This window comes from Cognatishimia activa (assembly GCF_026016445.1).
Taxonomy (GTDB): domain Bacteria; phylum Pseudomonadota; class Alphaproteobacteria; order Rhodobacterales; family Rhodobacteraceae; genus Cognatishimia; species Cognatishimia activa_B.
Genome location: NZ_CP096147.1, coordinates 480079 through 499635, shown reverse-complemented (window position 1 = coordinate 499635; position 19557 = coordinate 480079). Strand labels below are relative to the sequence as shown.

Here is a 19557-nt window from a genome sequence, read left to right as displayed (position 1 = left end):
CGCGCAGTATGAACTAAGTTACGTCCACAACAAGCGGTTCAAAGCCTTTGATTTCGACCTGAAGCCTGTCGCCGACAGCAACCGGCCCAACACCTGCTGGCGTCCCTGACAAAATCACGTCGCCTGCGCAGAGCTCGAAGTACTCAGACAGGTAAGAGATCATTTCGGAGACTTTCCAGATCATCTGTGAAAGATCGCCATCCTGACGCAGCACACCATTTTGCAGTAGTCTGATCGCACCGTTGGAAGGATGCCCAACATTTTCAACGGGTTGCAGCTCACCAACCGGAACAGCTTGGTCAAAGGCTTTCGCGATTTCCCAGGGGCGACCACCTGCTTTTGCTGATGCCTGCAAGTCTCTGCGGGTCATATCTAACGCTGGCGCATAGCCCCAAACGTGCTTCAACGCATCGTTTACCGCGATATCTTTGCCACCGGACTTCAGCGCAACTAAAAGCTCCGCCTCGTAATGCACATCTTCAGACTTGCTTGGGTAGGGAAATTCACCCGATGCGTTCAGGCTGTCCGCGTTCTTTTGAAAAAAGAATGGCGGTTGTTTGTTCGGGTCACCCCCCATTTCAATGGCGTGATCCGCATAATTCTGACCAACACAGTAAACGCGACGCACCGGGAACGAACCGCCTGACGCCACTGGAATGCTTGGAACATTGATGGATGGAATGACAAATTCTGACATGACGATGGCCCTCACTACCTGCGTTAGTAGCGGTATGCTAAATAAGGGCATGCTGCGCAACGACGCGGTCTTCAAAAGCATTCGAAAAGTGAGGGTGGTACCACCTCCCCGGCTCGAACGGGGGACCTCCTGATCCACAATCAGGCGCTCTAACCAACTGAGCTAAGGCGGCACTGCAGCGCGATTTACAGTTCCGGTTCGGCAATTGCAAGCACCTAAATCGCGAAATTTTCCATTTTACGAAGGTGCCACCAAGCGGACGTATATCTTGCCAAAACAAGCATATACCGCTACGCCCATTTCACGCAAGGAGAGAGAAAATGGGCATCAACACTGAACGCGATATCGAAGCCAATCTTCAGATCGGCCCAACCGACAAGGGATTTGTGCGCATTTTCATTGAAGCCGGTGATTTGGAAATTCCGATGGATTTTGCACCAGAAGAAGCTGAAGAGATCGCCGAAGAAATTCGCGCAGCTGCAGCCACCGCGCGGATTATGTCCAAGTAATTAAGCCTCGCCCTGCACTTCATCTGGCAGGGCTGACATTTTCGGATCGCGAAAGCGATGCAACCTCCGCGCCGCATCCATCGCAAACTTCTGGATAATCTTCTTTCGGCGTGCTGCGGCCAGTTTATCTTCTGGCCCCATACGAATGATCTCAGCATCGTATGAATCAGCGATGATCAGCCCTGTTTCATCAGGCAATAAATCCGTTGGAAATTCCGTATCAACGGCCCAAAAGTACCGATCGCACCACTCTAAATAGCCTTCCCACTTGTGGTCAGACTGAAAATCCGCGCGGCTGGATTTGCACTCAATTACCCAGAGCTCACCCTTAGGGCCCAGCGCCATCACGTCCACACGCTTACCGCGTTCTGGCACAAATTCTTCAACAGAAACAAAGCCATGACTCCGTAAATGCCGAGAGACACCACGCGCCAATAGCTGTCCAGGCTGCAGTTCTTGATCCATGCTGAGCATGGTGAACATTTCATGAACAAAACGCAAGTCAGAATTTCACTCTTGACGTGATACCGATTGGTATCATTTAAATAACACCAAATGGTATTACGATGAGGTGTCTAAATATGAGCTTTGAACTGCAACCCACTTTCCGCGCTCTTGCCGACCCAACCCGGAGGGATATTCTGAAATTGCTCGCAAGCGATGACCTTACGATTGCTCAGGTGGCTGAGCAATTCGACATGACCCGCGGCGCTGTAAAGAAGCACCTAACAATTCTCGAAGAAGGTCAGCTGATCAAGGTGACCGCCAAGGGGCGCGAGCGCGTCAACCAACTCAATCCAACCGCAATCCGACCCGCCTTTGATTGGTTAAGCTACTTCGAATCCTTCTGGACCGAACGTTTGGATGCCTTGAAGGCCGCTGTCGAATCTTCTGATCCTCAAAACAAGGACCAAACCGATGACTGAAGTTAATATTGAAAAGACCATCCATCTTGCGGCTCCAAAAACCCATGTCTGGAACTTCCTGACAAAAGCAGATCTCATCGCTCAATGGTTCAACACGCCTGACCAAGACTTGGTCGAAGGGGAAGACTTCAAGTTAGCGGAACGTGACAGCGGAGAGGTGCTGTGCTGGGGGAGAGTTCTTGAGATGGCCCCAACGGATTTCATGGCTTGGGATTTTACAGTTGGGCCCGCCGCCGGCCAAATGTCTCGCGTTGAATGGCATCTTGTGGAAACCCATAAGGGCACATCTCTCACGCTGCGCCATTCAGGACTGCCTCAAACCCAAGAAGGTTTTGATCTGATCTTGGCGTTGGATAAAGGTTGGCATGGCTTTCTCAGCACGCTCTACGAGACCTCAGCGCCTCAGGATTATGCGGCAACCATTTCGACCCCGGCCACGGTCGCAGCCGCAAAACACGCCATCCTCAGTGAAATGCACCTGTGGTGGAGCGATCGTGTTCAGTTGCAAAACAACGGGTTCACCATTCGCTTCAACAACAGTCATGTCACGTATGAATTCGAAGAGGCCTGCCGTGAAAACCAAATGGTTTGGCGCTGTACTGATGCGCATATGATCATTGAAGACGTGCCAGATACAACAGAGTGGCGAGGCACAAGGTTGCTTTGGGAGATCATACCAACTGACAGCGGATCAGATATTTCCCTGATACATGAAGGTCTTAACGAGGGCCTTGAATGTTTGGATGTCTGCACCCGCGGCTGGGAACTTTACTTTGAAAGCAGCCTCAAAGCGTATCTATCAGGGGGCACGCCAACGCCTCAAACCCATTAGAGAGCACGCTGCGCTCTTGCACCGGACCCGCTGCGCGCCTAATTAGGGGCTTGGCGGGTTCTGCCCTTCTCGTGATACGGTTGCATTCCGGTGGCCTTAAGCAATTCCGAGGGAGCTGGCTCTGTTTGGATCCTGGTCCACTTACCTGGCGCCCACCTGTAAATACAGGTCCTCGGGAATGAGATAACCCCACGGTCGCGTCTGCGGGCCCGCCACTTTTCCATTGCATTACCAGCACGCTGATAGTCTGTTGAAGACAGATAACTTTAGGATTTCTCGTGAAACGAATTCTTCTAGCGCTTGGCTCTCTGATTTTTCTCACGTCGTGCGGAGTTCCACTTGTCCCGGTAATTTAGCGAACTCGGACTGGCGAGGCCTCAGAATGCATCACGCCCTGGCGCTTACCGCCTGAGGGCTTGTCTTTGTCAGCAAGCATCATGATACGAATGCTGAATTGAACCCCCGCGAACACAATCCCGTTGAAGATCCAGAGCATGAGGACAGCGATCCAGCCTTCGGCACTGCCGAGGATCAATCCCCCCAGCCCGGCCACATCGAGCCAAATGAGCAGACTGACAAAGACCGCAGAAAGAACAAAGCCTACGCAAACGTGGGTGATGTATTGCCGGATAAGCCGTGGCATCAGGTAATCTCCAAAAAGGCGCGCGTACGAAGCAACTATACCACAAAGATCGCGCCGCTCGCCGCGACGGAACGGCACGTGAGGCGGGCTGAGAGATTTCCAGCCGAAAATCCCTTACTTCCTTGCCAGAATAGGCAAACATCACCTTTCCCTCCCTGCCCCCATTCGCTAAACCTCGCTGGAACTCGATTTGACCGCACGCAGGATGACGCAGATGGCGATGGAAAAGACATTCAACGCAGCCGAGGCCGAAAGCCGCCTCTTTGACGCCTGGGAAAAGGCTGGCTGTTTCAAAGCTGGGGCCAACGCAAAGCCCGAGGCTTCCACCTATTGCATCATGATCCCGCCGCCAAATGTCACTGGCGTTCTACATATCGGTCACGCGTTTAACAACACGCTGCAGGACATCCTGATGCGCTGGAAGCGGATGCAGGGGTTTGATACCCTATGGCAACCAGGCACCGACCACGCGGGTATTGCAACGCAGATGGTCGTGGAGCGTGAGTTGGCCAAAAACCAACAGCCATCCCGCGCCGAACTTGGCCGCGAAGCCTTCCTAGAAAAGGTTTGGGAATGGAAAGGCCAGTCTGGCGGAACCATTATCAATCAGCTGCGCCGCCTCGGTGCGTCTGCTGATTTCTCCCGCACGGCATTCACAATGTCTGGCGCGCCGGGCGCACCTGAGGACGAAGCTGGCGGCAATTTCCACGACGCCGTCATCAAGGTCTTTGTTGAGATGTACAACAAGGGCCTCATCTATCGCGGCAAGCGCCTCGTGAACTGGGACCCGCATTTTGAAACCGCGATCTCTGACCTCGAAGTCGAGAACATCGAAACCCCCGGCCACATGTGGCACTTCAAATACCCGCTCGCGGATGGTGTGACCTATACCTACATCGAGAAAGACGAAGATGGGAACGTGATCCTTGAAGAGGAACGCGACTACATCTCTATCGCCACCACCCGCCCGGAAACCATGCTAGGTGACGGTGCGGTTGCGGTGCACCCGTCTGATGAGCGTTACGCGCCGATCGTTGGCAAGCTCTGTGAAATCCCGGTAGGCCCAAAAGAGCACCGCCGCCTGATCCCGATCATCACCGATGAATATCCTGATAAGGACTTCGGCTCTGGTGCCGTGAAAATCACCGGCGCGCACGACTTTAACGACTATCAAGTCGCAAAGCGTGGCGGCATCCCGATGTACCGCCTGATGGACACCAAAGGCGCGATGCGTGCCGATGGCGCGCCTTATGCGGAGGAAGCAGGCAAAGCGCAGGCGCATGCCAAGGGTGCCGAGTTCACTGAGAACGAAGTCGATGCCATCAACCTCGTGCCAGATGACATCCGTGGCCTTGATCGTTTTGAAGCGCGTAAGGTTGTGGTTGAGCAGATCACATCTGAGGGCCTTGCGGTGATGATCCCGAATCCAGAGTTTGAAGCTCTGGAAGTCGAAGAACGCGTGGGCATTGAATCCGAGATCGCGCTCGTCGAAAACAAACCAATCATGCAGCCATTTGGCGACCGCTCCAAAGTGGTCATCGAGCCAATGCTGACGGACCAGTGGTTCGTAGAAACCGATAAGATCGTTGGCCCGGCACTGGATGCCGTGCGCAATGGTGATGTGAAAATTCTGCCGGAAAGCGGCGAGAAGACCTACTATCACTGGCTCGAAAACATCGAGCCATGGTGTATCTCTCGTCAACTGTGGTGGGGACACCAGATTCCGGTTTGGTTTGACGCCGACGGTGGAAAGTTCTGCGCCGCAACATGGCAGGAAGCATATGTACTAGCTTCGCAAGCGTTCAGAGATTCAGGAGGTAGTGCTTCCGATGATCCTTACGCTAAATTCGTTGCCGTAGGAGCAAGCGAACCAAAAGATGGACCGCTAACCCGCGACCCAGACGTCCTCGACACGTGGTTCTCCTCCGGCCTCTGGCCAATCGGTACTCTTGGCTGGCCCGAAGACACGCCGGAAATGCAGAAGTATTTCCCGACTTCCACGCTGATCACCGGTCAGGACATCCTCTTCTTCTGGGTGGCCCGCATGATGATGATGCAGCTGGCGGTCGTGGATCAGATCCCGTTTGACACCGTCTATCTGCACGGCCTTGTGCGCGATGCTAAAGGCAAGAAGATGTCGAAATCCACCGGCAACGTCATGGACCCGCTGGACATTATCGACGAATACGGTGCCGACGCCCTGCGCTTCAGCTCAGCCGCCATGGCGGCTTTGGGCGGCGTGTTGAAACTCGACATGAAACGCATCGAAGGCTACCGCAACTTCGGCACCAAAATCTGGAACGCCGTGCGCTTTGCCGAGATGAACGAAGTCTACGCAGGTGGCGCGCCATCTCGCGAGGTGCCAAACGCGACCGCAACCGTGAACCAATGGATCATCGGCGAAGTCGCACAAACCCGCGAATCCGTGGATGCGGCGCTGGAAAGCTTCCGCTTCAACGATGCTGCCAATGCGCTTTACGCCTTTGTCTGGGGCAAGGTCTGCGACTGGTACGTCGAATTTGCGAAACCGCTGCTGTCCAGCGAAGATGAAGCCATCAAAGCCGAAACCCGTGCGACCATGGGCTGGGTGCTGGATCAATGCATGATCCTGTTACACCCAATCATGCCATTCATCACCGAAGAGCTTTGGGGCCAGACCGCCAAGCGCGACGGCATGTTGGTGCACGAAGACTGGCCGACCTACGGCAAAGAACTGGTCAATGCCGATGCTGACCGCGAGATGAACTGGGTGATTCAGACCATCGAAGCAGTCCGGTCGACCCGTGCGCAGATGAACGTGCCAGCGGGTGCGAAAATCCAAATGGTGGCAACGCAAATCACTGACGTGAATGATGCGGCCTTCACCGCGAACCAAGCTTTGATTTTCAAACTGGCGCGTCTGGAAAGCCTTGAGAAAGTCGACGAATTCCCGAAAGGCTGCGCAACCGTGGCTGTGGATGGCGCTACGTTTGGTTTGCCATTGGCTGGCGTCATCGATGTGGCCGCAGAAAAAGCGCGCCTTGAAAAGAACCTTGGCAAGCTGGCTAAAGAACTCGGAGGCCTGCGTGGCCGCCTGAACAACCCGAAATTCGTAGCCTCCGCCCCCGAAGACGTGGTGACCGAAGCCAAAGCCAACCTGGCAGCACGCGAAGAAGAAGAGGCGAAACTCAAAGCTGCCTTGGACCGCGTCGCAGAAATCGCTTAAATCAAGAGCGCCCGCGTCTTAGCGGGCCTCCTTCCCATAAGCAGTTCGCATTTGATGTTGCGCTCGGCAGAGCATAAACTGTCCTATGCGCCCTTGGGGCACCATAAAAGGATGACATCCCGCTGTGTCAAAAGCCGCGTCCTCTGCTGAACAACAGGAAACTGTGAACAGCCGCCAGCTGATCGCCTGGCTCTGGAAAAACTTCCTATACAAATACGTCTGGTTTCTCGTCGCTGCGGTTGTGTTGATGAGTATTGAAGGCTCCATGTTGGGAGCCCTCAGCTGGATGATGCAGCCAATGTTTGATGGCATTTTCGTCGAAGGTGATTCCGGTGCGCTTTGGCTGGTCGGCGGATTGGTTTTGGTGATCTTTGCCACGCGCGCGTTTTCGTCCGTCGGCCAGCAAGTTCTTATGACGCATATCTCTCAGAAAACTGCCGCTGATTTGCGCACGAGCTTGCTGAAGCGCCTGATGCGGCTTGATAATGCCTTCCATCAGGAACACCCACCCGGCTATCTCATTCAACGCTTGCAGGCTGATGTTCTGACCATCAACAGTGTTTGGCGGATCATCATTACAGGTGCCGGAAGAGATTTGATTTCATTGGTCGTCTTGATGGGCGTTGCCATCAGCGTGGATTGGCGATGGACCCTGATTGCTTGTATTGGCACCCCGGTTCTGGTTTTGCCTTCGCTGGTGGTTCAGCGCTTTGTGCGCCGTCGAGCACGTGAGGCCCGCGATTTGGGCGCGCGGCTGGCAACGCGATTGGATGAGATTTTCCACGGGATTGTAGCTATCAAACTCAATCGCCTCGAAGACTATCAATCTCGCCAATACGGCGCTTTGACCGAAGATCTCGTGAAGACTGAGGTTCGCTCAGCGGCTGGTGCCTCAGCAGTTCCCGGACTTGTTGATATCATGGCTGGCTTTGGGTTCATCGGTGTTCTGGTCTTTGGCGGACGTGAAATCATTGACGGACAAAAGACCGTCGGTGAATTCATGACCTTCTTTACAGCTTTGGGGTTTGCCTTCGAACCGCTTCGTCGACTGGGGGCTGTAAGTGGCCAATGGCAGGTTGCTGCAGCGAGCATTGAACGATTGAAAGAACTTCTGGAAATCGAGCCGACCTTGAAGTCTCCTCAAAACCCGAAGGCTTTGCCTAAGATTATCGGCGATGTCGTTTTGAAGGATGTGCACCTATCTTATGGCGATACCAAGGTTCTAAACGGAACAAGTTTTATCGCTAAGGCGGGCCAGACCACCGCAATTGTGGGTGCATCTGGCGCAGGTAAATCCACTATTTTCAATGTCTTGACGCGCCTTGTTGACCCTCAAAGTGGCAAAGTCAGCGTAGGGGATGTCTCAACGAAAGATCTCGCGCTTGAAGATCTAAGAGATCTCTTCTCGGTGGTTTCGCAGGACGCAATGCTGTTTGATGAAACACTGCGCGAAAATGTGCTTTTGGGTCGCGATCAGGTCACCGAGAAACAGCTGATGGCAGCGTTGGATGCGGCGCATGTCAGCGACTTTGTGAAAAAGATGCCAGAAGGCTTGGACACGCGCGTTGGCCCGCGCGGCAGTGGTCTTTCTGGCGGTCAACGTCAGCGCGTTGTCATCGCCCGCGCATTGCTGCGCAATACGCCAATCCTGCTGTTAGACGAGGCAACTTCTGCGTTGGATGCACAGTCTGAGGTCCTTGTGCAGGAGGCGCTCGAGAAGCTCTCTAAGAACCACACAACGCTTGTCATCGCCCACCGCCTCTCAACTGTACGTGACGCGGATAAGATTGTGGTGATGGACAAAGGCCGCGTCGTGGAGCAAGGCACCCATACAGAGCTTCTTGCACTGAATGGACCTTACGCTGATCTCTACAACCTGCAGTTCTCTTCTGAAGGACCTTCGGCTGAAGAAGCTGCAAAGAACACAGCTCTGCCAGCGGTCGCTCAACCCAAAGCCAAAAAGGGCTTCTGGGCAAAGATGCTAGGACGCCTTCCTCGAGTCCAGGGTTATTGCCTGCGATATTCAGCGGCCAATTTTTCTGGTTGAGCGCCGTTCAGATAGCGCATCAAAAGCCATAGGTTGCGCCGCCCGCGCTTCAACCAGCCATCACGCTGGTAGCGCTCTGCCGAGGTCAATGCAGTATAATCAAGTAGGCGCAAACGGCCGCGCAATGCGCGCGCCATCGCGACATCTTCCATCAACGGAATGTCCTGAAACCCACCGACCTGATCATAAAGAGATGCAGGGATCAGCAGGCTCTGATCTCCATACGGCAAGCCCAACAGACTTGATCTTAAGTTGGCCCATCGGGAAACCAGATCTCCCGCAAGCCCCCCAGCAGCGAAGCGAAGCCGCCCGTATCCAGCCTGCCCTGTCTCTAGGTGCTGTTCAGCCGCTTTGGACCAACCTGGAGACAATATCGTATCCGCGTGAAGAAACAGGTACCATTTCCCTTCAGCCGCCTCTGCACCTCGACGCAGCTGACCGCCGCGAGAAGCAGGGCCTGAGACAAATACAGCTCCGGCATCTTCTGCGATTTTCTGGGTTGCGTCTGTACTACCGCCATCGCTGATGACCACTTCCCGGATCACGCCAGTCGACAGGCCCTCCATCAAAGCGAGCAAAGTTGCAGGCAAGTTGTCCTCGGCATTCAGCGTCGGTATCACGACAGAAATTGGCGCGCGCATTCCTTCCCCCTGTTGCACCGCTTAACGCTGTCTATATTAAGTTACAGGCGAAATACAGGATTATGCTATGACAGAGCCCCGCGGCCTTTTGAAGATAACCGGCAACGACGCGCACCACTTCTTGCAGGGGCTGGTGACGAATGACGTTGATAAGATCGACGAAGGTTTGGTTTATGCTGCGCTGCTGACGCCTCAAGGCAAGTACTTGGCCGATTTTTTCCTTTCACGGCACGAAAGCGGCATCCTTCTGGATGTGGATGCGTCCCTGACAGATATGCTGAAGATGCGTCTGACGATGTACAAGCTGCGGGCTGATGTAGCGATAGAGGAAATCGAGCTGAACGTTCATCGCGGGCTTGGAGAGGTGCCGGAAGATGGCTTTGCTGACCCTCGCTCTGATCAACTGGGTTGGCGCGCCTATCGCGAAGTCCCACAAACCGACGAAAACATCGATTGGGTCGCGGTTCAAGTGGCGGCTAAAATCCCACAGACCGGAGCCGAATTGGGGCCAGACAGCTATATTCTTGAGATGGGTTTTGAACGCATAAACGGCGTCGATTTCCGAAAAGGCTGCTATGTGGGCCAGGAGGTCACCGCTCGAATGAAACACAAGACTGAGCTTCGTAAGGGCTTGGCCGCGGTCACTATCGAAGGCGACGCAGAACCGGGAACAGCGATCACAAGTGATGGTAAGCCTGTGGGAACCCTGCACAGCCGATCAGGAAACACAGCGTTGGCCTATCTGCGGTTTGACCGCGCAAAGGACGATATGATGGCCGGTGACGCAAAGGTTATACTGCAGTCTCCAACCAACTAATTCGTTATTGGTATTTCGCAGCGGTGATGAATTCTCCAAAGCTCTCACACCAAATAACGACGGTATCATAGGCGTGAATGTCGATCCCATCTGGGATATCAAGCAATAGGCCGCCAAAGGTTTTCACATCTCCGACCAAGGCCGCATTGGCTTTGAGAGCGTTGAATTCCTCTTCATTTTCCACGAAGCCATCTGTCAGGTAGAGCTTATAGTCCGGCCCCGGCGCCAAAGCCCCTTCATGGATAATCATATTGGGCGTCAGGCTAATGGTGCCCTCTCCCCAGTGCAGAAAATCGCTACCTTTCAAGTCTCTTGTGAATTCGCCGGTAAACATTGCCCCTTGGGCCTGTTCTTCAAGGGCAGCAGAGTCTGGACTGTCCGGGGCCGTCAAAATAGGCAGAAAATAGATCCCTAGGCCAAAGCCAATTACCAATGCTGCGACATGCGAAACAGTCAAAGCCATTAAGCGAAACATGGGTCCCCTCCTCGCTTCCTACGGCATCAGTCTGCAGATGACATAGCTTCCTGTAAAGTTTTGTTCAGGCAAAAAGAAAACCGCCCGGAGCACCGAGCGGTCTATTCATTTTTTAGTAGAGAGCGACGTAATTAGGCGCGCTCAGAATATTCCATCGCAATGGTATCGACGATGATCATCTCGTCCTGACCAACAAATGGCGGCACCATGACTTTCACGCCATTATCCAGAATCGCTGGTTTGAACGAGTTTGCTGCCGTCTGGCCTTTCACAACAGGCTCGGTCTCTACAATCTTGCAGGTTACTTTCTGGGGCACAGTCGCGTTCAATGCTTCTGCTTCGTAGAATTCCACAACAATGGTCATGCCATCCTGCAAGAACGGACGACGGTCGCCCAACAGATCGGATGCGACCTGAACCTGATCGTAGGTCTCTGTATCCATGAAGATCAGCATGCCGTCGTCTTCATAGAGGAACTGCATGTCTTTTTGTTCCAAACGCACACGCTCAACTTTGTCGGCGCTGCGGAAACGTTCATTGAGTTTGGACCCATTGCGCAGGTTTTTTAGTTCAACCTGAGCAAAAGCGCCGCCTTTACCGGGCTTTACGTGGTCGACCTTGACTGCGGCCCAGAGACCATCGTTGTGTTCCAGCACGTTGCCGGGGCGAATTTCGTTACCGTTGATTTTAGGCATTGTGACAAAACCATGACGTAGAGGTTGATCGGAGATTGTTCAGACCTATATCTCGCATGTTGACAGGTGACAAGACGGCCTATGTCGTTCGGAGACATGCACCATTTGCATAAAAGCTATGCAAAAACAGGGTACCCGAATCAATAAAAATAGGTCATAAGCCCCCTCACGCCAGAAACACAAGACCAATAATACAAGGACGACGAGATGAGAGATTTCGTTGATGGCACGGCTTTTAATAACGAACAGGGCAACCGCGCTCGCAAACTTTTTGCAGCGGTCGTCTTGGCCGCGTTGGACGATGCGATTGCTGACGACAAGAAGTACGGCAATGGCCCTGAACAGATTGCTCGCTGGGCACGCTCTCGCGATGGGCGCGAAGTGCTGTCTTGCGCGGGTATCGACCCGAACGAACGGGTTGTATCTGGTCTGATGGACTTCGTTGGCAAAGGTGTTCGCACCTCTGTCGCGCTTTCTCGTGAAGAAAGCGAACGTCGCAATGCTGCTCAGGAGAGCGAAGCGGCGTAAGCCTATACTGCTGCCATTAAGCAAAAAACGCGTGCCATCTGCGGCGCGCGTTTTTTTATTCAAAACTCCAGAAGTATCCTGGAATGACGACGGCCGCTTCCATTGCAAGAAGCAATGCGACAGGTATGGATGCCTTACGCCAAATTTGCTTACCAACAATGGCAATGCAGCAGCCACCGGCCAGCGCGAGCTCCAACGGCCCCACTATCGCAGCATGATGTCGGTGATCCCAGTAACTTACTGGGCTTTCAAATATCCAATTCGAAACCGGCCAGAAATGCGCCCTACCATCATCGTGATGCAGCGGCAGATCCAACGCCAGGTGCAAAAGCGCTGCGCCGCAAAGCGCAATGCCCCAGTCTCTTTTGAAGGCAATGGCGAGCGCGAGCAAAACGCCCCAGACGATAAAGGAATTGTCGATGGCAAAGATCGTTTGCCAAAGGTCCGAGAAATAGAGTTCCCCAAACACAATCGAAGGCGAGATATCAAGCAGAAAAAGCGACGTCCCAGCTAAAACATATAGAGACAGGTCTGGCAGTAAGGCACCAATCAGCGCTGCAAATGCAAGTCTCTCTGGATGTTTGCGCCCAAAGGCCGCCCAGCCGATCAAAAGGTGTGCGGGCGTGTTCATCCTGCGCTCAACTTAGCCGTCGTTGAAATTCCGCGCAGTCAGGGCGCGGTTGATTTCGCGACGAACAAGTTTGCGCACGTTGCGCGTAATACGCTCCCCAAGGGGGCCTTGCAGCTCCTGGCGTACAATCTCGCCAACCAGCTCGCGCAACATTTCTTCATCGAGCACGGCGTCATACTGCTGGGCGTCAATGGTGTCTTCACTGGGCGCGATGTCCTCGACAACAGCTTCGGCGATCTGCTCTGCTACGGGATCAATCGTTTCTGAAGTCGGTTTTACTGGAATGACCTCTTCGACCTCTGCATCTTCGATGTCGTGGTCTTCCCAGTTCAGCGTCGCTACCGGCGTGCCAGCATTGTCACCGTCTTCGGGGCCATCAGGCTCGAAATGGTCGGAAGTCTCTGCACGCACACTATGCCACTCTGCCAGCCGTTCGCCTTCGATCTCCCAAGGTCGCGTGTCCTCAGCCACTTTTTCAAGCGGTTCTGGCACAGCCTCAGCGGTAGGATCGGATTCGCGCGCAGATTCAAAGGTAAGCTCTTCAGGTGCTGGAAACTGCAGAGTGTTGCCTTGCTCTTCCTCGGCATTAACCTCTTCGATCTCTTGACCTTCATGCACAAAGCTCAGCGGTTTGTCATCCGTCTCTACGTCCTGAACAGCTGATGTTATGTCTTCGACGGTGTCTTCAGGCTCCTCAAGTGGATCAAGACGCTGTTGTAAAAAGCTCGGCAGGGTCTCACGTAGCGGAAGAATGTCTTCCTTGAGGCTGTTGGCGAAGGGTGTGTTCTCCACCGGCGAGGTCATTTCTTGGCGCAGCTCTTCGCGTTTTTCTTCTACGCGCAGCGAAGGTGACAGAACAAGCCGGTCAGATGCAGCTGGTTGCGCCGAAGCCTCCTCAGTGGCCTCTTCTACCTTCGGCTCCGGCTTGGCCACATTGCGCGAGGCATCAACGTGATTTTCGGAAACCAAACGACGGATCGAAGAAAGCACATCCTCGATCTCTGCATTTTTTACTGGATCAGACATTTTAGTCACCACTCTACCTCGCCGCTAAGTTTAGCGGCGAAGGTCGTGGCAGACAACAGATAGAAAAAAATGTTATTCTTTTCCGATACGTCGCAGAACTTTGTCGAGCTGCTGACCGCGTTTACTGAGCGCTGCGGGGGCAGACTGCACCTGATTGTAGTAGGCTTCGGGATCATATTTTTCGACTGCCAGATTTAGGTGATCAACAGTCAAAAGACCCATAGAAGCCAACAAAGAATAGGCTGCGGTGAATTCTGCACTTTGCGCGGTGATCTGATTTGCGCGCGCATCCAGCAACTCCTGCTCGGCGTTCAGCACGTCCAGAGTCGTCCGAGAACCGAGCTTCGCTTCCTCACGCACACCTTCAAAGGCAACCTGAGACGCTTTGATCTGCTGGCCACTTGCCACCCGTTGTGCTCGCGCAGCCAGGAGTTGCGCCCATGCAAATCCAACACTCTGGCGAATCGTGTGGCGTGTTGCGTGCAGGCCACCACGTGCGGCATCCCGGTTTGCAATGGCTTGGCGAGATGCAGATGCAATCGCACCACCGCTATAAATCGGCCCACCCGCAATAATGCTGACGCTGCCCGACGATCTGTCGCCTGTACCACCGCTTAGAAAGTTCTGACGTGAGACACCTGCGCTCAGATCAACAGATGGAATGACAGAGACATCCGCTTCTTTGATTCCAATGTCCGCAGCAGCCACCTGAAACTGTGCCGCTTTCATATCCGGGTGACTGCGAACAGCCACTGCTTCTGCGGCGGCAACAGTTTTTGCAACGCTTGGCAAACGGCTTGGGGGCGTCAGCTGACTCGGTTTGCGGCCAACTGCTGCAGCATAAGCTGCATTTGAAGCCATGAGATTGCCTTGCGCGACCGCAAGTTCTGCGCGCGCGCCAGCCAAACGTGCCTGCGCGAGGGCCACATCCGTCCGAGTGACCTCACCAACATCAAAACGATCTTCAGCAGCACGCAGCTCACGCGTAATAACACGCAGGTTGTTCTGACGCAGCGCCACGATCTCGCTGTCGCGTCGCACATCCATAAATGCCCTGACAGCGGCGAGAAGAACGTTTTGTTCTACAGCCACCAGAGATTCACGTGTTGCCAACACTGTCTGCTTCAAACGCTCGCGTGCAAGCTTCTTTGAGCCATTGTCAACCAATGTCCAAGACAGGTTCAAACCAAGGTTTGCTGACGTGCCATTTACGGCAGAAGACGGGTCTGAAAAGGTTCTACGTAGTTCTGAAGACCAGCTCAGGATCGGGCGTAAAGACGCTGTCGCCTGCGCTACATTTTCATCAGCCACACGCAGCAGGGCCCGGTTCTGCTCTAGCAAACCGCTGTGTGTGTAGGCCCCCGCCATGGCATCCGCCAAAGTTTCTGCAAGCGATGCCTGAGTTGTGACCCCAAGGACCGAAACCGCCATTGCTGCAGAAAGAAAAACGCTCTTGATACCCATATTGCACATCCCTCAGGCAACACGGCGACCCTCCGAGCCGCCTATATTTATAGTTGAAATGCTCTTTCGCGTTCAAATCCGGGCAAGACCGGCGCGCCAGCATTAAAAATTGATCGCCAGGTTACTCCGGCTTCAGACTTCTGACCCAGCCGCACATCACCCAGATTTCCATCCATGAACAAACATGCGATCCGCCCGCCGATTTTCAACTGGTCGATCAAGACTTCGGGCAGTTTTTCAACCCCACCCTGCAATATAATCACATCGTAGGGGCCATGTTCGGCGGCACCTTCAGCCAGCTCACCTTCCTGAACAACGACATTATCATAGTGCAGTTCTGTCAACGCAGACTGCGCTTCCTGCGCGCGATGCGTGTCGTCTTCAACCGCTACAACGGCCTCTGCCATCCTTGCTATCACTGCAGAGGAGTAGCCATGCAAACAGCCAATATCCAAAACCATCTCTGTGTTTTGGATTGCGAGCGCATCAAGCATCTTCGCCAAGGTTCTTGGCTCCAAAACAACTCGGCCATCTTCGAGCTCCAGATTGTTCCCCAAATAGGCCGCTTCACGCAAATGAGGTGGAACAAAGTTTTCACGGGGGACAGTCAGCATCGCTTCGATGATTGGGAATTTGGTCACATCAGAAGGACGGACTTGTGTATCCACCATGGCGGTGCGGCGTGAGGCGTAGTCGGACATAACTAAACTCATTCGTTCAGATTTCGCTAAATCCGTCTTGCCACAATATTTTCAAGACAGCAACGGCGCAGACGTGGAAATGACAAGGTTGGCTCTTGCAGGCGCAGAATAGATCAGTTATTGCCGCCCTACCACGACGGCGGCGAGTTGGCGGAGTGGTGACGCAGCGGATTGCAAATCCGTGTACACCGGTTCGATTCCGGTACTCGCCTCCAATATATAGTGCAATTTCCCAAAAATTAAGAACCCACACACAAGATCTAGCGATCCTGCATTCGTACACAAATCGTACACAAAATCCGTGTGCAATTTATGTGAATTTCAGTGAGCCTCCCCATCTGAACTGGTCCACCGCTATGTTTAGGAAACGGAGGACCAAGAATGACAAACAAGCGACCGAAGCCCGAGGAGATTGTCTCGAAGTTACGGCAGGTTGAAGTTCTGATGGGGAGGCTCAGCCTCTGGCGGGTTCCGGGTTTCTGACTCATCTCAACTTCTAGATGGTTACGATGTGCCAGAAACCCGCTCTTATCAAATCAACTTAAACTGTCCCATTGGCGCTGACGTGAGACAACTTGTCTAAGCTTGGTTTAGTTGAACTTGTGGGTGACTTGAAAACCAACCACCCAACCATCGTTGTCGGTAAATCTTGCACCAGCGTTAGTGGTAGCGTCGCCAAGTTTCACGTAGCGGACACCCGCAGAGAATTTAGTGTTTCCTCGGGTATAAGTTCCAGCCAAACCTATACTCTTGGCGCCATCCGCCGGCCCCAAATCGGAAACAGTGTCACCATTGGCTTTTTCATAACCAACAGTAATTGCACCGGAAAACGCTTCAGAGAAGCGTCGGCCGACGCCTAAAGAATAGGTAGTCGAGTTGTTTTTGAATTGGAGAAGTGTTCCGCGTGGGTAATTTGGCGGAGCATAAGAAAACTTCGACCATTCCGCCCAACGAATTGTGCCAAAGACCAAGGTGTTGGGTGCGACCCCTGTTTGAAAGTCTAGGTTCACCGATTGCGGTGTTTCAACAGATGCTGCAGACGGCGGTTGTGTTACTCCCCCCACCACGTCAATCACGGTCAAATCATGCTTGATTTTGGAATTGTAGGTTAACGCAACACGAGCCGCGATTTCGGGTTTCTCCCATGCCGCACCCACAACGTACCCGAGATCAGTTTGGGTGTTTGATTCAACACTGTAGGGCACAGCAGGCAGGGCAATATCTACATTCAAACTCTGGGCACGAAGGCCACCGTAGACGCTAAATCCGTTTTGCATTTTGTAGCGCAGCAGTGCCGTTAATGAGTGCAAATCTGCCTGTCCGCCGGCCTGATCCGCGTTGCTTGGGTCACTCAATGCATAGTCAGGTGCATATAGAACATCGGCGCCGAAAGGCTGTTCATAGAGCAGCGCAACACCAACGGAATCGTTGAGATCCATTTTGAAACCAAGACCGGGCGAATTATATGCGCGTGCCATATCACCGGATTCGGTCCCCCCAAATGTACCAGTCATGTTTGGATCGACGCGAGCGAAGCTGGTCTGTGCAACTGTGCCCTCTTCAAACAACAGATTGATACCCTGTCCAGAGCGGTCAATGCCGCCTGCAATGGATGATCCAGCGACAAACGTCAGTGCCGTAGCTGCCATAATCGTTTTTTTCATCTTCAGTTGTCCCTTTATTTAGAAGGTTTGATTTTGGAGAAGAAACTAGTCGGATAGGCAGACCTCTATTGGCGTGCCGTACGGCGCACCAAAACAGTTGCCCCCTCAAAAGATGAACCGAGAACGACCTTCATCGAGTTCACCTTAAGCACCATTCCGTGCCAAGTGTGCGTCCGGCATTCTATGACCGTTGGGCACCATTCAGCCGAGTGAAGTGGGGCCAAATCTCCTCCAGTCCGCAACCTCCGGTGATACGGTGGTTGCGGTTGCAATGCCTAAAAGGCATCAATTTTGTGTGTTACCTAAGTTATGGCGCTAAGTGCTCAAGGAACCACTTCAACGCAGCCCCACTGGTCTTTTCAAACTGATTGACGTAGGCATCGAAATGCCCGCCTTCATACAGTTCCAACCGCTTCGGCTCGTGCAACTTTTCATAAGCCTCGAGCTGCATTTCTGTTGGAGTTACAGTGTCCTGAGATGCAACCACCATTAGTACTGGCGTCGGAGAGACCCTCGGAACCCAAGCACCTGGCTCATACATCATCGCGCGGCGGCTAGAGCGGACGGTCACAAATTCGTCCGTCGAAATCCCTTCCGGGTATTCAAACTGACCAATCAAATCAATCGCATCCTGAGAGTGATATACCGCAGGTACGTTAGGGTCAGCACTCAGCATCAATTGCATCGCCGGCGGCTCACCATTTAGCTGTGCGCGTTCATCTGCATCGAACTTCGCCTCGACCATCGCCCGGAATTCTTCAGGAATGCGCCGCAACCCCTGCTCATATCCACTAATAGTCGGGATCTGCGATACGATCGCCTTCAACCGTCTGTCGGTTGCACCAAGAACAAAGGCGTGCCCGCCAGCGTAGCTTGATCCCCAGAGCCCTATCCGAGTCGGGTCAACCTCTTCGAGCGCTTCTGTATAAGAAATCACACGACGCCAGTCCGCGATCTGTTGCCAAGGGTCGATATCACCGCGGATGTCACCGCCGCTAAAACCGAACCCGCGGTGGTCATGTACTACGACAACATAACCGTGCTCCGCAAACAACTCCGCGTAAGCTTTGAGGCCAACATATTTTATACCGCCAAAACCATGTGCCATTGTGATGGCGGGACGTGGCCCTTCGAAACCCTCTGGACGAAAGACCCAGGCGTGAAGTTCCACCCCGCCCTCAGCGGGGATCATTACTTCTTCAAAACTCATGATTTCTCCTCCAGAAATCGACCCATCAAATCGGGAACCTGCGCTACGTTCACAGCTTTTACAGTGCCCAAGCACCGTCGATTGTATCGCCGTCTTTTTCAGCGTCGGTGGTGCGGGTGTGGCCGCCTATGATCTTCCAGGTGCCATTCATTTTGGCGACCTCGAAGTGGACGACATAGCGCTGGATCTCGCTGTTGTCGGCTGCGCGACGTGACCAGATCACCTCAACAGCGCCGCCCAAACCATTGTACGCGCGAACCTTGCTGTCAGGGACGTGCGTATGTGTGAAACCCTTGGCTTTTAGGAACCGGTGCTGCATCGCAAGGAATTCGACGACATGGCTATCTTCGGTCAGCCAAAGCGCCATATAAGGCTCGTCGCCGGTGACGAACATTGGCGTGCTCCAAAAATCCAGAACGAATTCCGGACCACGATCAAGCTCACCATTACCGACGGCTACCCAAGTCGGAATGTAAACGTCGAAAAACCAGCTCGAAATCTCTGCTTCTGTGGTTTCGCGGTCAAATTCCGCCTTTTGTGCGGTGGCAAATTTCGCAATTACACTCTGAAGATCGCTTGAGATGCCTAGTGCACCCATATTGGTTTTGTCATTGGCGTCATTGCCCGCTGCAGTCTCTGCAACTGCGAATGCTGGGGCGCTTGCTAGCACTGCGAGAGCAGCGCCTGTTTTGAGCATTTTGAAAAGCATGTTTTCCTCCGTCTTATGCTTAGTTTTTCGATATACATCGGCGGTGTTTGAGTTTGATCGCTTGTCGCTGTTCAGCAATATTTCGTCCCGTTTCACCGCAACAGAATGGGAAAGTGCCAAGATGATACGGGGGCCGA

General features: G+C 53.4%; 20 protein-coding genes and 2 tRNA genes. 8 read left to right on the top strand and 14 right to left on the bottom strand.

Annotated elements, in window-relative coordinates; all coding sequences use genetic code 11:
• Nucleotides 1-13: 13 nt before the first annotated feature.
• Together M0D42_RS02415 and M0D42_RS02410 are read right to left on the bottom strand one after the other, a co-directional pair.
• Nucleotides 14-697 carry a fumarylacetoacetate hydrolase family protein gene (locus tag M0D42_RS02415; RefSeq protein ID WP_265020020.1) on the bottom strand — a complete coding sequence of 228 codons (684 nt, stop codon included), beginning with the start codon at nt 695-697 and terminating at the stop codon, nt 14-16.
• Nucleotides 698-792: 95 nt separating this feature from the next.
• Nucleotides 793-869 (bottom strand) — tRNA-His (locus M0D42_RS02410).
• A gap of 148 nt (nt 870-1017) precedes the next feature.
• Here M0D42_RS02410 and M0D42_RS02405 point away from each other — a divergent pair.
• The gene (locus M0D42_RS02405) at nt 1018-1206 is read left to right on the top strand and encodes a DUF6324 family protein (protein ID WP_265020019.1); all 189 of its coding nucleotides are present in this window, start codon (nt 1018-1020) and stop codon (nt 1204-1206) included.
• On the opposite strand, the gene M0D42_RS02400 is transcribed toward M0D42_RS02405, so the two are convergent.
• Nucleotides 1207-1671: an MmcB family DNA repair protein gene (locus M0D42_RS02400; protein ID WP_265021081.1), complete on the bottom strand. Its 465-nt coding sequence runs from the start codon at nt 1669-1671 to the stop codon at nt 1207-1209.
• 116 nt (nt 1672-1787) lie between these two features.
• Between M0D42_RS02400 and M0D42_RS02395 the strand changes: the two genes are divergently transcribed.
• Together M0D42_RS02395 and M0D42_RS02390 are read left to right on the top strand one after the other, a co-directional pair.
• Nucleotides 1788-2132: an ArsR/SmtB family transcription factor gene (locus tag M0D42_RS02395; protein ID WP_265020018.1), complete on the top strand. Its 345-nt coding sequence runs from the start codon at nt 1788-1790 to the stop codon at nt 2130-2132.
• Complete coding sequence (locus M0D42_RS02390) at nt 2125-2964, top strand: SRPBCC family protein (protein ID WP_265020017.1); 840 nt, start codon at nt 2125-2127, stop codon at nt 2962-2964. Before M0D42_RS02395 ends, M0D42_RS02390 begins: the two co-directional genes overlap by 8 nt.
• Nucleotides 2965-3316: 352 nt before the next feature.
• On the opposite strand, the gene M0D42_RS02385 is transcribed toward M0D42_RS02390, so the two are convergent.
• Nucleotides 3317-3607, bottom strand: a complete 291-nt coding sequence (locus M0D42_RS02385) for a hypothetical protein (protein WP_265020016.1) — start codon at nt 3605-3607, stop codon at nt 3317-3319.
• A gap of 214 nt (nt 3608-3821) precedes the next feature.
• On the opposite strand from M0D42_RS02385, the gene M0D42_RS02380 reads away from it, so the two are divergent.
• Nucleotides 3822-6812: a valine--tRNA ligase gene (locus M0D42_RS02380; protein WP_265020015.1), complete on the top strand. Its 2991-nt coding sequence runs from the start codon at nt 3822-3824 to the stop codon at nt 6810-6812.
• A gap of 124 nt (nt 6813-6936) precedes the next feature.
• Nucleotides 6937-8859 carry an ABC transporter ATP-binding protein gene (locus M0D42_RS02375; RefSeq protein ID WP_265020014.1) on the top strand — a complete coding sequence of 641 codons (1923 nt, stop codon included), beginning with the start codon at nt 6937-6939 and terminating at the stop codon, nt 8857-8859.
• Here M0D42_RS02375 and M0D42_RS02370 read toward each other — a convergent pair.
• Nucleotides 8820-9500, bottom strand: coding sequence for a TIGR04283 family arsenosugar biosynthesis glycosyltransferase (locus tag M0D42_RS02370; protein ID WP_265020013.1), 681 nt, complete (start codon nt 9498-9500; stop codon nt 8820-8822). The genes M0D42_RS02375 and M0D42_RS02370 overlap by 40 nt on opposite strands.
• A gap of 67 nt (nt 9501-9567) precedes the next feature.
• On the opposite strand from M0D42_RS02370, the gene M0D42_RS02365 reads away from it, so the two are divergent.
• Nucleotides 9568-10317, top strand: a complete 750-nt coding sequence (locus M0D42_RS02365; protein ID WP_265020012.1) for a YgfZ/GcvT domain-containing protein — start codon at nt 9568-9570, stop codon at nt 10315-10317.
• Nucleotides 10318-10321: 4 nt separating this feature from the next.
• Here M0D42_RS02365 and M0D42_RS02360 read toward each other — a convergent pair whose 3' ends face one another.
• Nucleotides 10322-10792: a DM13 domain-containing protein gene (locus M0D42_RS02360; protein ID WP_265020011.1), complete on the bottom strand. Its 471-nt coding sequence runs from the start codon at nt 10790-10792 to the stop codon at nt 10322-10324.
• 131 nt (nt 10793-10923) lie between these two features.
• Nucleotides 10924-11487: an elongation factor P gene (gene efp / locus M0D42_RS02355; protein WP_265020010.1), complete on the bottom strand. Its 564-nt coding sequence runs from the start codon at nt 11485-11487 to the stop codon at nt 10924-10926.
• 207 nt (nt 11488-11694) lie between these two features.
• Here efp and M0D42_RS02350 point away from each other — a divergent pair, with 207 nt between their 5' ends.
• Nucleotides 11695-12015 (top strand): DUF6280 family protein, encoded by a 321-nt coding sequence (locus tag M0D42_RS02350; protein WP_072793866.1) that lies wholly within the window; start codon nt 11695-11697, stop codon nt 12013-12015.
• A 55-nt stretch (nt 12016-12070) separates the two neighbouring features.
• On the opposite strand, the gene M0D42_RS02345 is transcribed toward M0D42_RS02350, so the two are convergent.
• From M0D42_RS02345 to M0D42_RS02330, 4 genes are all read right to left on the bottom strand, one after another.
• Nucleotides 12071-12646, bottom strand: a complete 576-nt coding sequence (locus M0D42_RS02345; protein WP_265020009.1) for a cobalamin biosynthesis protein CobQ — start codon at nt 12644-12646, stop codon at nt 12071-12073.
• 12 nt (nt 12647-12658) lie between these two features.
• Entirely contained in the window at nt 12659-13672 is a 1014-nt protein-coding gene (locus tag M0D42_RS02340) for a hypothetical protein (protein WP_265020008.1), read from the bottom strand.
• 72 nt (nt 13673-13744) lie between these two features.
• Nucleotides 13745-15136 carry a TolC family outer membrane protein gene (locus M0D42_RS02335; RefSeq protein WP_265020007.1) on the bottom strand — a complete coding sequence of 464 codons (1392 nt, stop codon included), beginning with the start codon at nt 15134-15136 and terminating at the stop codon, nt 13745-13747.
• Nucleotides 15137-15183: 47 nt separating this feature from the next.
• Entirely contained in the window at nt 15184-15837 is a 654-nt protein-coding gene (locus tag M0D42_RS02330; protein ID WP_265020006.1) for a protein-L-isoaspartate O-methyltransferase family protein, read from the bottom strand.
• Between the two features lie 141 nt (nt 15838-15978).
• Between M0D42_RS02330 and M0D42_RS02325 the strand changes: the two genes are divergently transcribed.
• Nucleotides 15979-16052, top strand: a tRNA-Cys gene (locus tag M0D42_RS02325).
• A gap of 375 nt (nt 16053-16427) precedes the next feature.
• Here the strand turns inward: M0D42_RS02325 and M0D42_RS02320 are convergent.
• From M0D42_RS02320 to M0D42_RS02310, 3 genes are all read right to left on the bottom strand, one after another.
• The gene (locus M0D42_RS02320; protein WP_265020005.1) at nt 16428-17501 is read right to left on the bottom strand and encodes a transporter; all 1074 of its coding nucleotides are present in this window, start codon (nt 17499-17501) and stop codon (nt 16428-16430) included.
• A gap of 307 nt (nt 17502-17808) precedes the next feature.
• Nucleotides 17809-18711 (bottom strand): alpha/beta hydrolase, encoded by a 903-nt coding sequence (locus M0D42_RS02315; protein ID WP_265020004.1) that lies wholly within the window; start codon nt 18709-18711, stop codon nt 17809-17811.
• A gap of 58 nt (nt 18712-18769) precedes the next feature.
• Entirely contained in the window at nt 18770-19420 is a 651-nt protein-coding gene (locus M0D42_RS02310; RefSeq protein WP_265020003.1) for a hypothetical protein, read from the bottom strand.
• Between the last annotated feature and the right edge of the window lie 137 nt (nt 19421-19557).

What these genes read in the sequence shown, in the direction of transcription:
- M0D42_RS02335 (WP_265020007.1), bottom strand. Translation starts at nt 15,136, where the DNA reads ATGGGTATCAAGAGCGTTTTTCTTTCTGCAGCAATGGCGGTTTCGGTC.
- M0D42_RS02365 (WP_265020012.1), top strand. Translation starts at nt 9,568, where the DNA reads ATGACAGAGCCCCGCGGCCTTTTGAAGATAACCGGCAACGACGCGCAC.
- M0D42_RS02380 (WP_265020015.1), top strand. Translation starts at nt 3,822, where the DNA reads ATGGCGATGGAAAAGACATTCAACGCAGCCGAGGCCGAAAGCCGCCTC.
- M0D42_RS02320 (WP_265020005.1), bottom strand. Translation starts at nt 17,501, where the DNA reads ATGAAAAAAACGATTATGGCAGCTACGGCACTGACGTTTGTCGCTGGA.
- M0D42_RS02315 (WP_265020004.1), bottom strand. Translation starts at nt 18,711, where the DNA reads ATGAGTTTTGAAGAAGTAATGATCCCCGCTGAGGGCGGGGTGGAACTT.
- M0D42_RS02400 (WP_265021081.1), bottom strand. Translation starts at nt 1,671, where the DNA reads ATGGATCAAGAACTGCAGCCTGGACAGCTATTGGCGCGTGGTGTCTCT.
- M0D42_RS02395 (WP_265020018.1), top strand. Translation starts at nt 1,788, where the DNA reads ATGAGCTTTGAACTGCAACCCACTTTCCGCGCTCTTGCCGACCCAACC.
- M0D42_RS02360 (WP_265020011.1), bottom strand. Translation starts at nt 10,792, where the DNA reads ATGTTTCGCTTAATGGCTTTGACTGTTTCGCATGTCGCAGCATTGGTA.
- M0D42_RS02390 (WP_265020017.1), top strand. Translation starts at nt 2,125, where the DNA reads ATGACTGAAGTTAATATTGAAAAGACCATCCATCTTGCGGCTCCAAAA.
- M0D42_RS02385 (WP_265020016.1), bottom strand. Translation starts at nt 3,607, where the DNA reads ATGCCACGGCTTATCCGGCAATACATCACCCACGTTTGCGTAGGCTTT.
- M0D42_RS02370 (WP_265020013.1), bottom strand. Translation starts at nt 9,500, where the DNA reads ATGCGCGCGCCAATTTCTGTCGTGATACCGACGCTGAATGCCGAGGAC.
- M0D42_RS02330 (WP_265020006.1), bottom strand. Translation starts at nt 15,837, where the DNA reads ATGTCCGACTACGCCTCACGCCGCACCGCCATGGTGGATACACAAGTC.
- M0D42_RS02350 (WP_072793866.1), top strand. Translation starts at nt 11,695, where the DNA reads ATGAGAGATTTCGTTGATGGCACGGCTTTTAATAACGAACAGGGCAAC.
- efp (WP_265020010.1), bottom strand. Translation starts at nt 11,487, where the DNA reads ATGCCTAAAATCAACGGTAACGAAATTCGCCCCGGCAACGTGCTGGAA.
- M0D42_RS02415 (WP_265020020.1), bottom strand. Translation starts at nt 697, where the DNA reads ATGTCAGAATTTGTCATTCCATCCATCAATGTTCCAAGCATTCCAGTG.
- M0D42_RS02345 (WP_265020009.1), bottom strand. Translation starts at nt 12,646, where the DNA reads ATGAACACGCCCGCACACCTTTTGATCGGCTGGGCGGCCTTTGGGCGC.
- M0D42_RS02310 (WP_265020003.1), bottom strand. Translation starts at nt 19,420, where the DNA reads ATGCTTTTCAAAATGCTCAAAACAGGCGCTGCTCTCGCAGTGCTAGCA.
- M0D42_RS02405 (WP_265020019.1), top strand. Translation starts at nt 1,018, where the DNA reads ATGGGCATCAACACTGAACGCGATATCGAAGCCAATCTTCAGATCGGC.
- M0D42_RS02340 (WP_265020008.1), bottom strand. Translation starts at nt 13,672, where the DNA reads ATGTCTGATCCAGTAAAAAATGCAGAGATCGAGGATGTGCTTTCTTCG.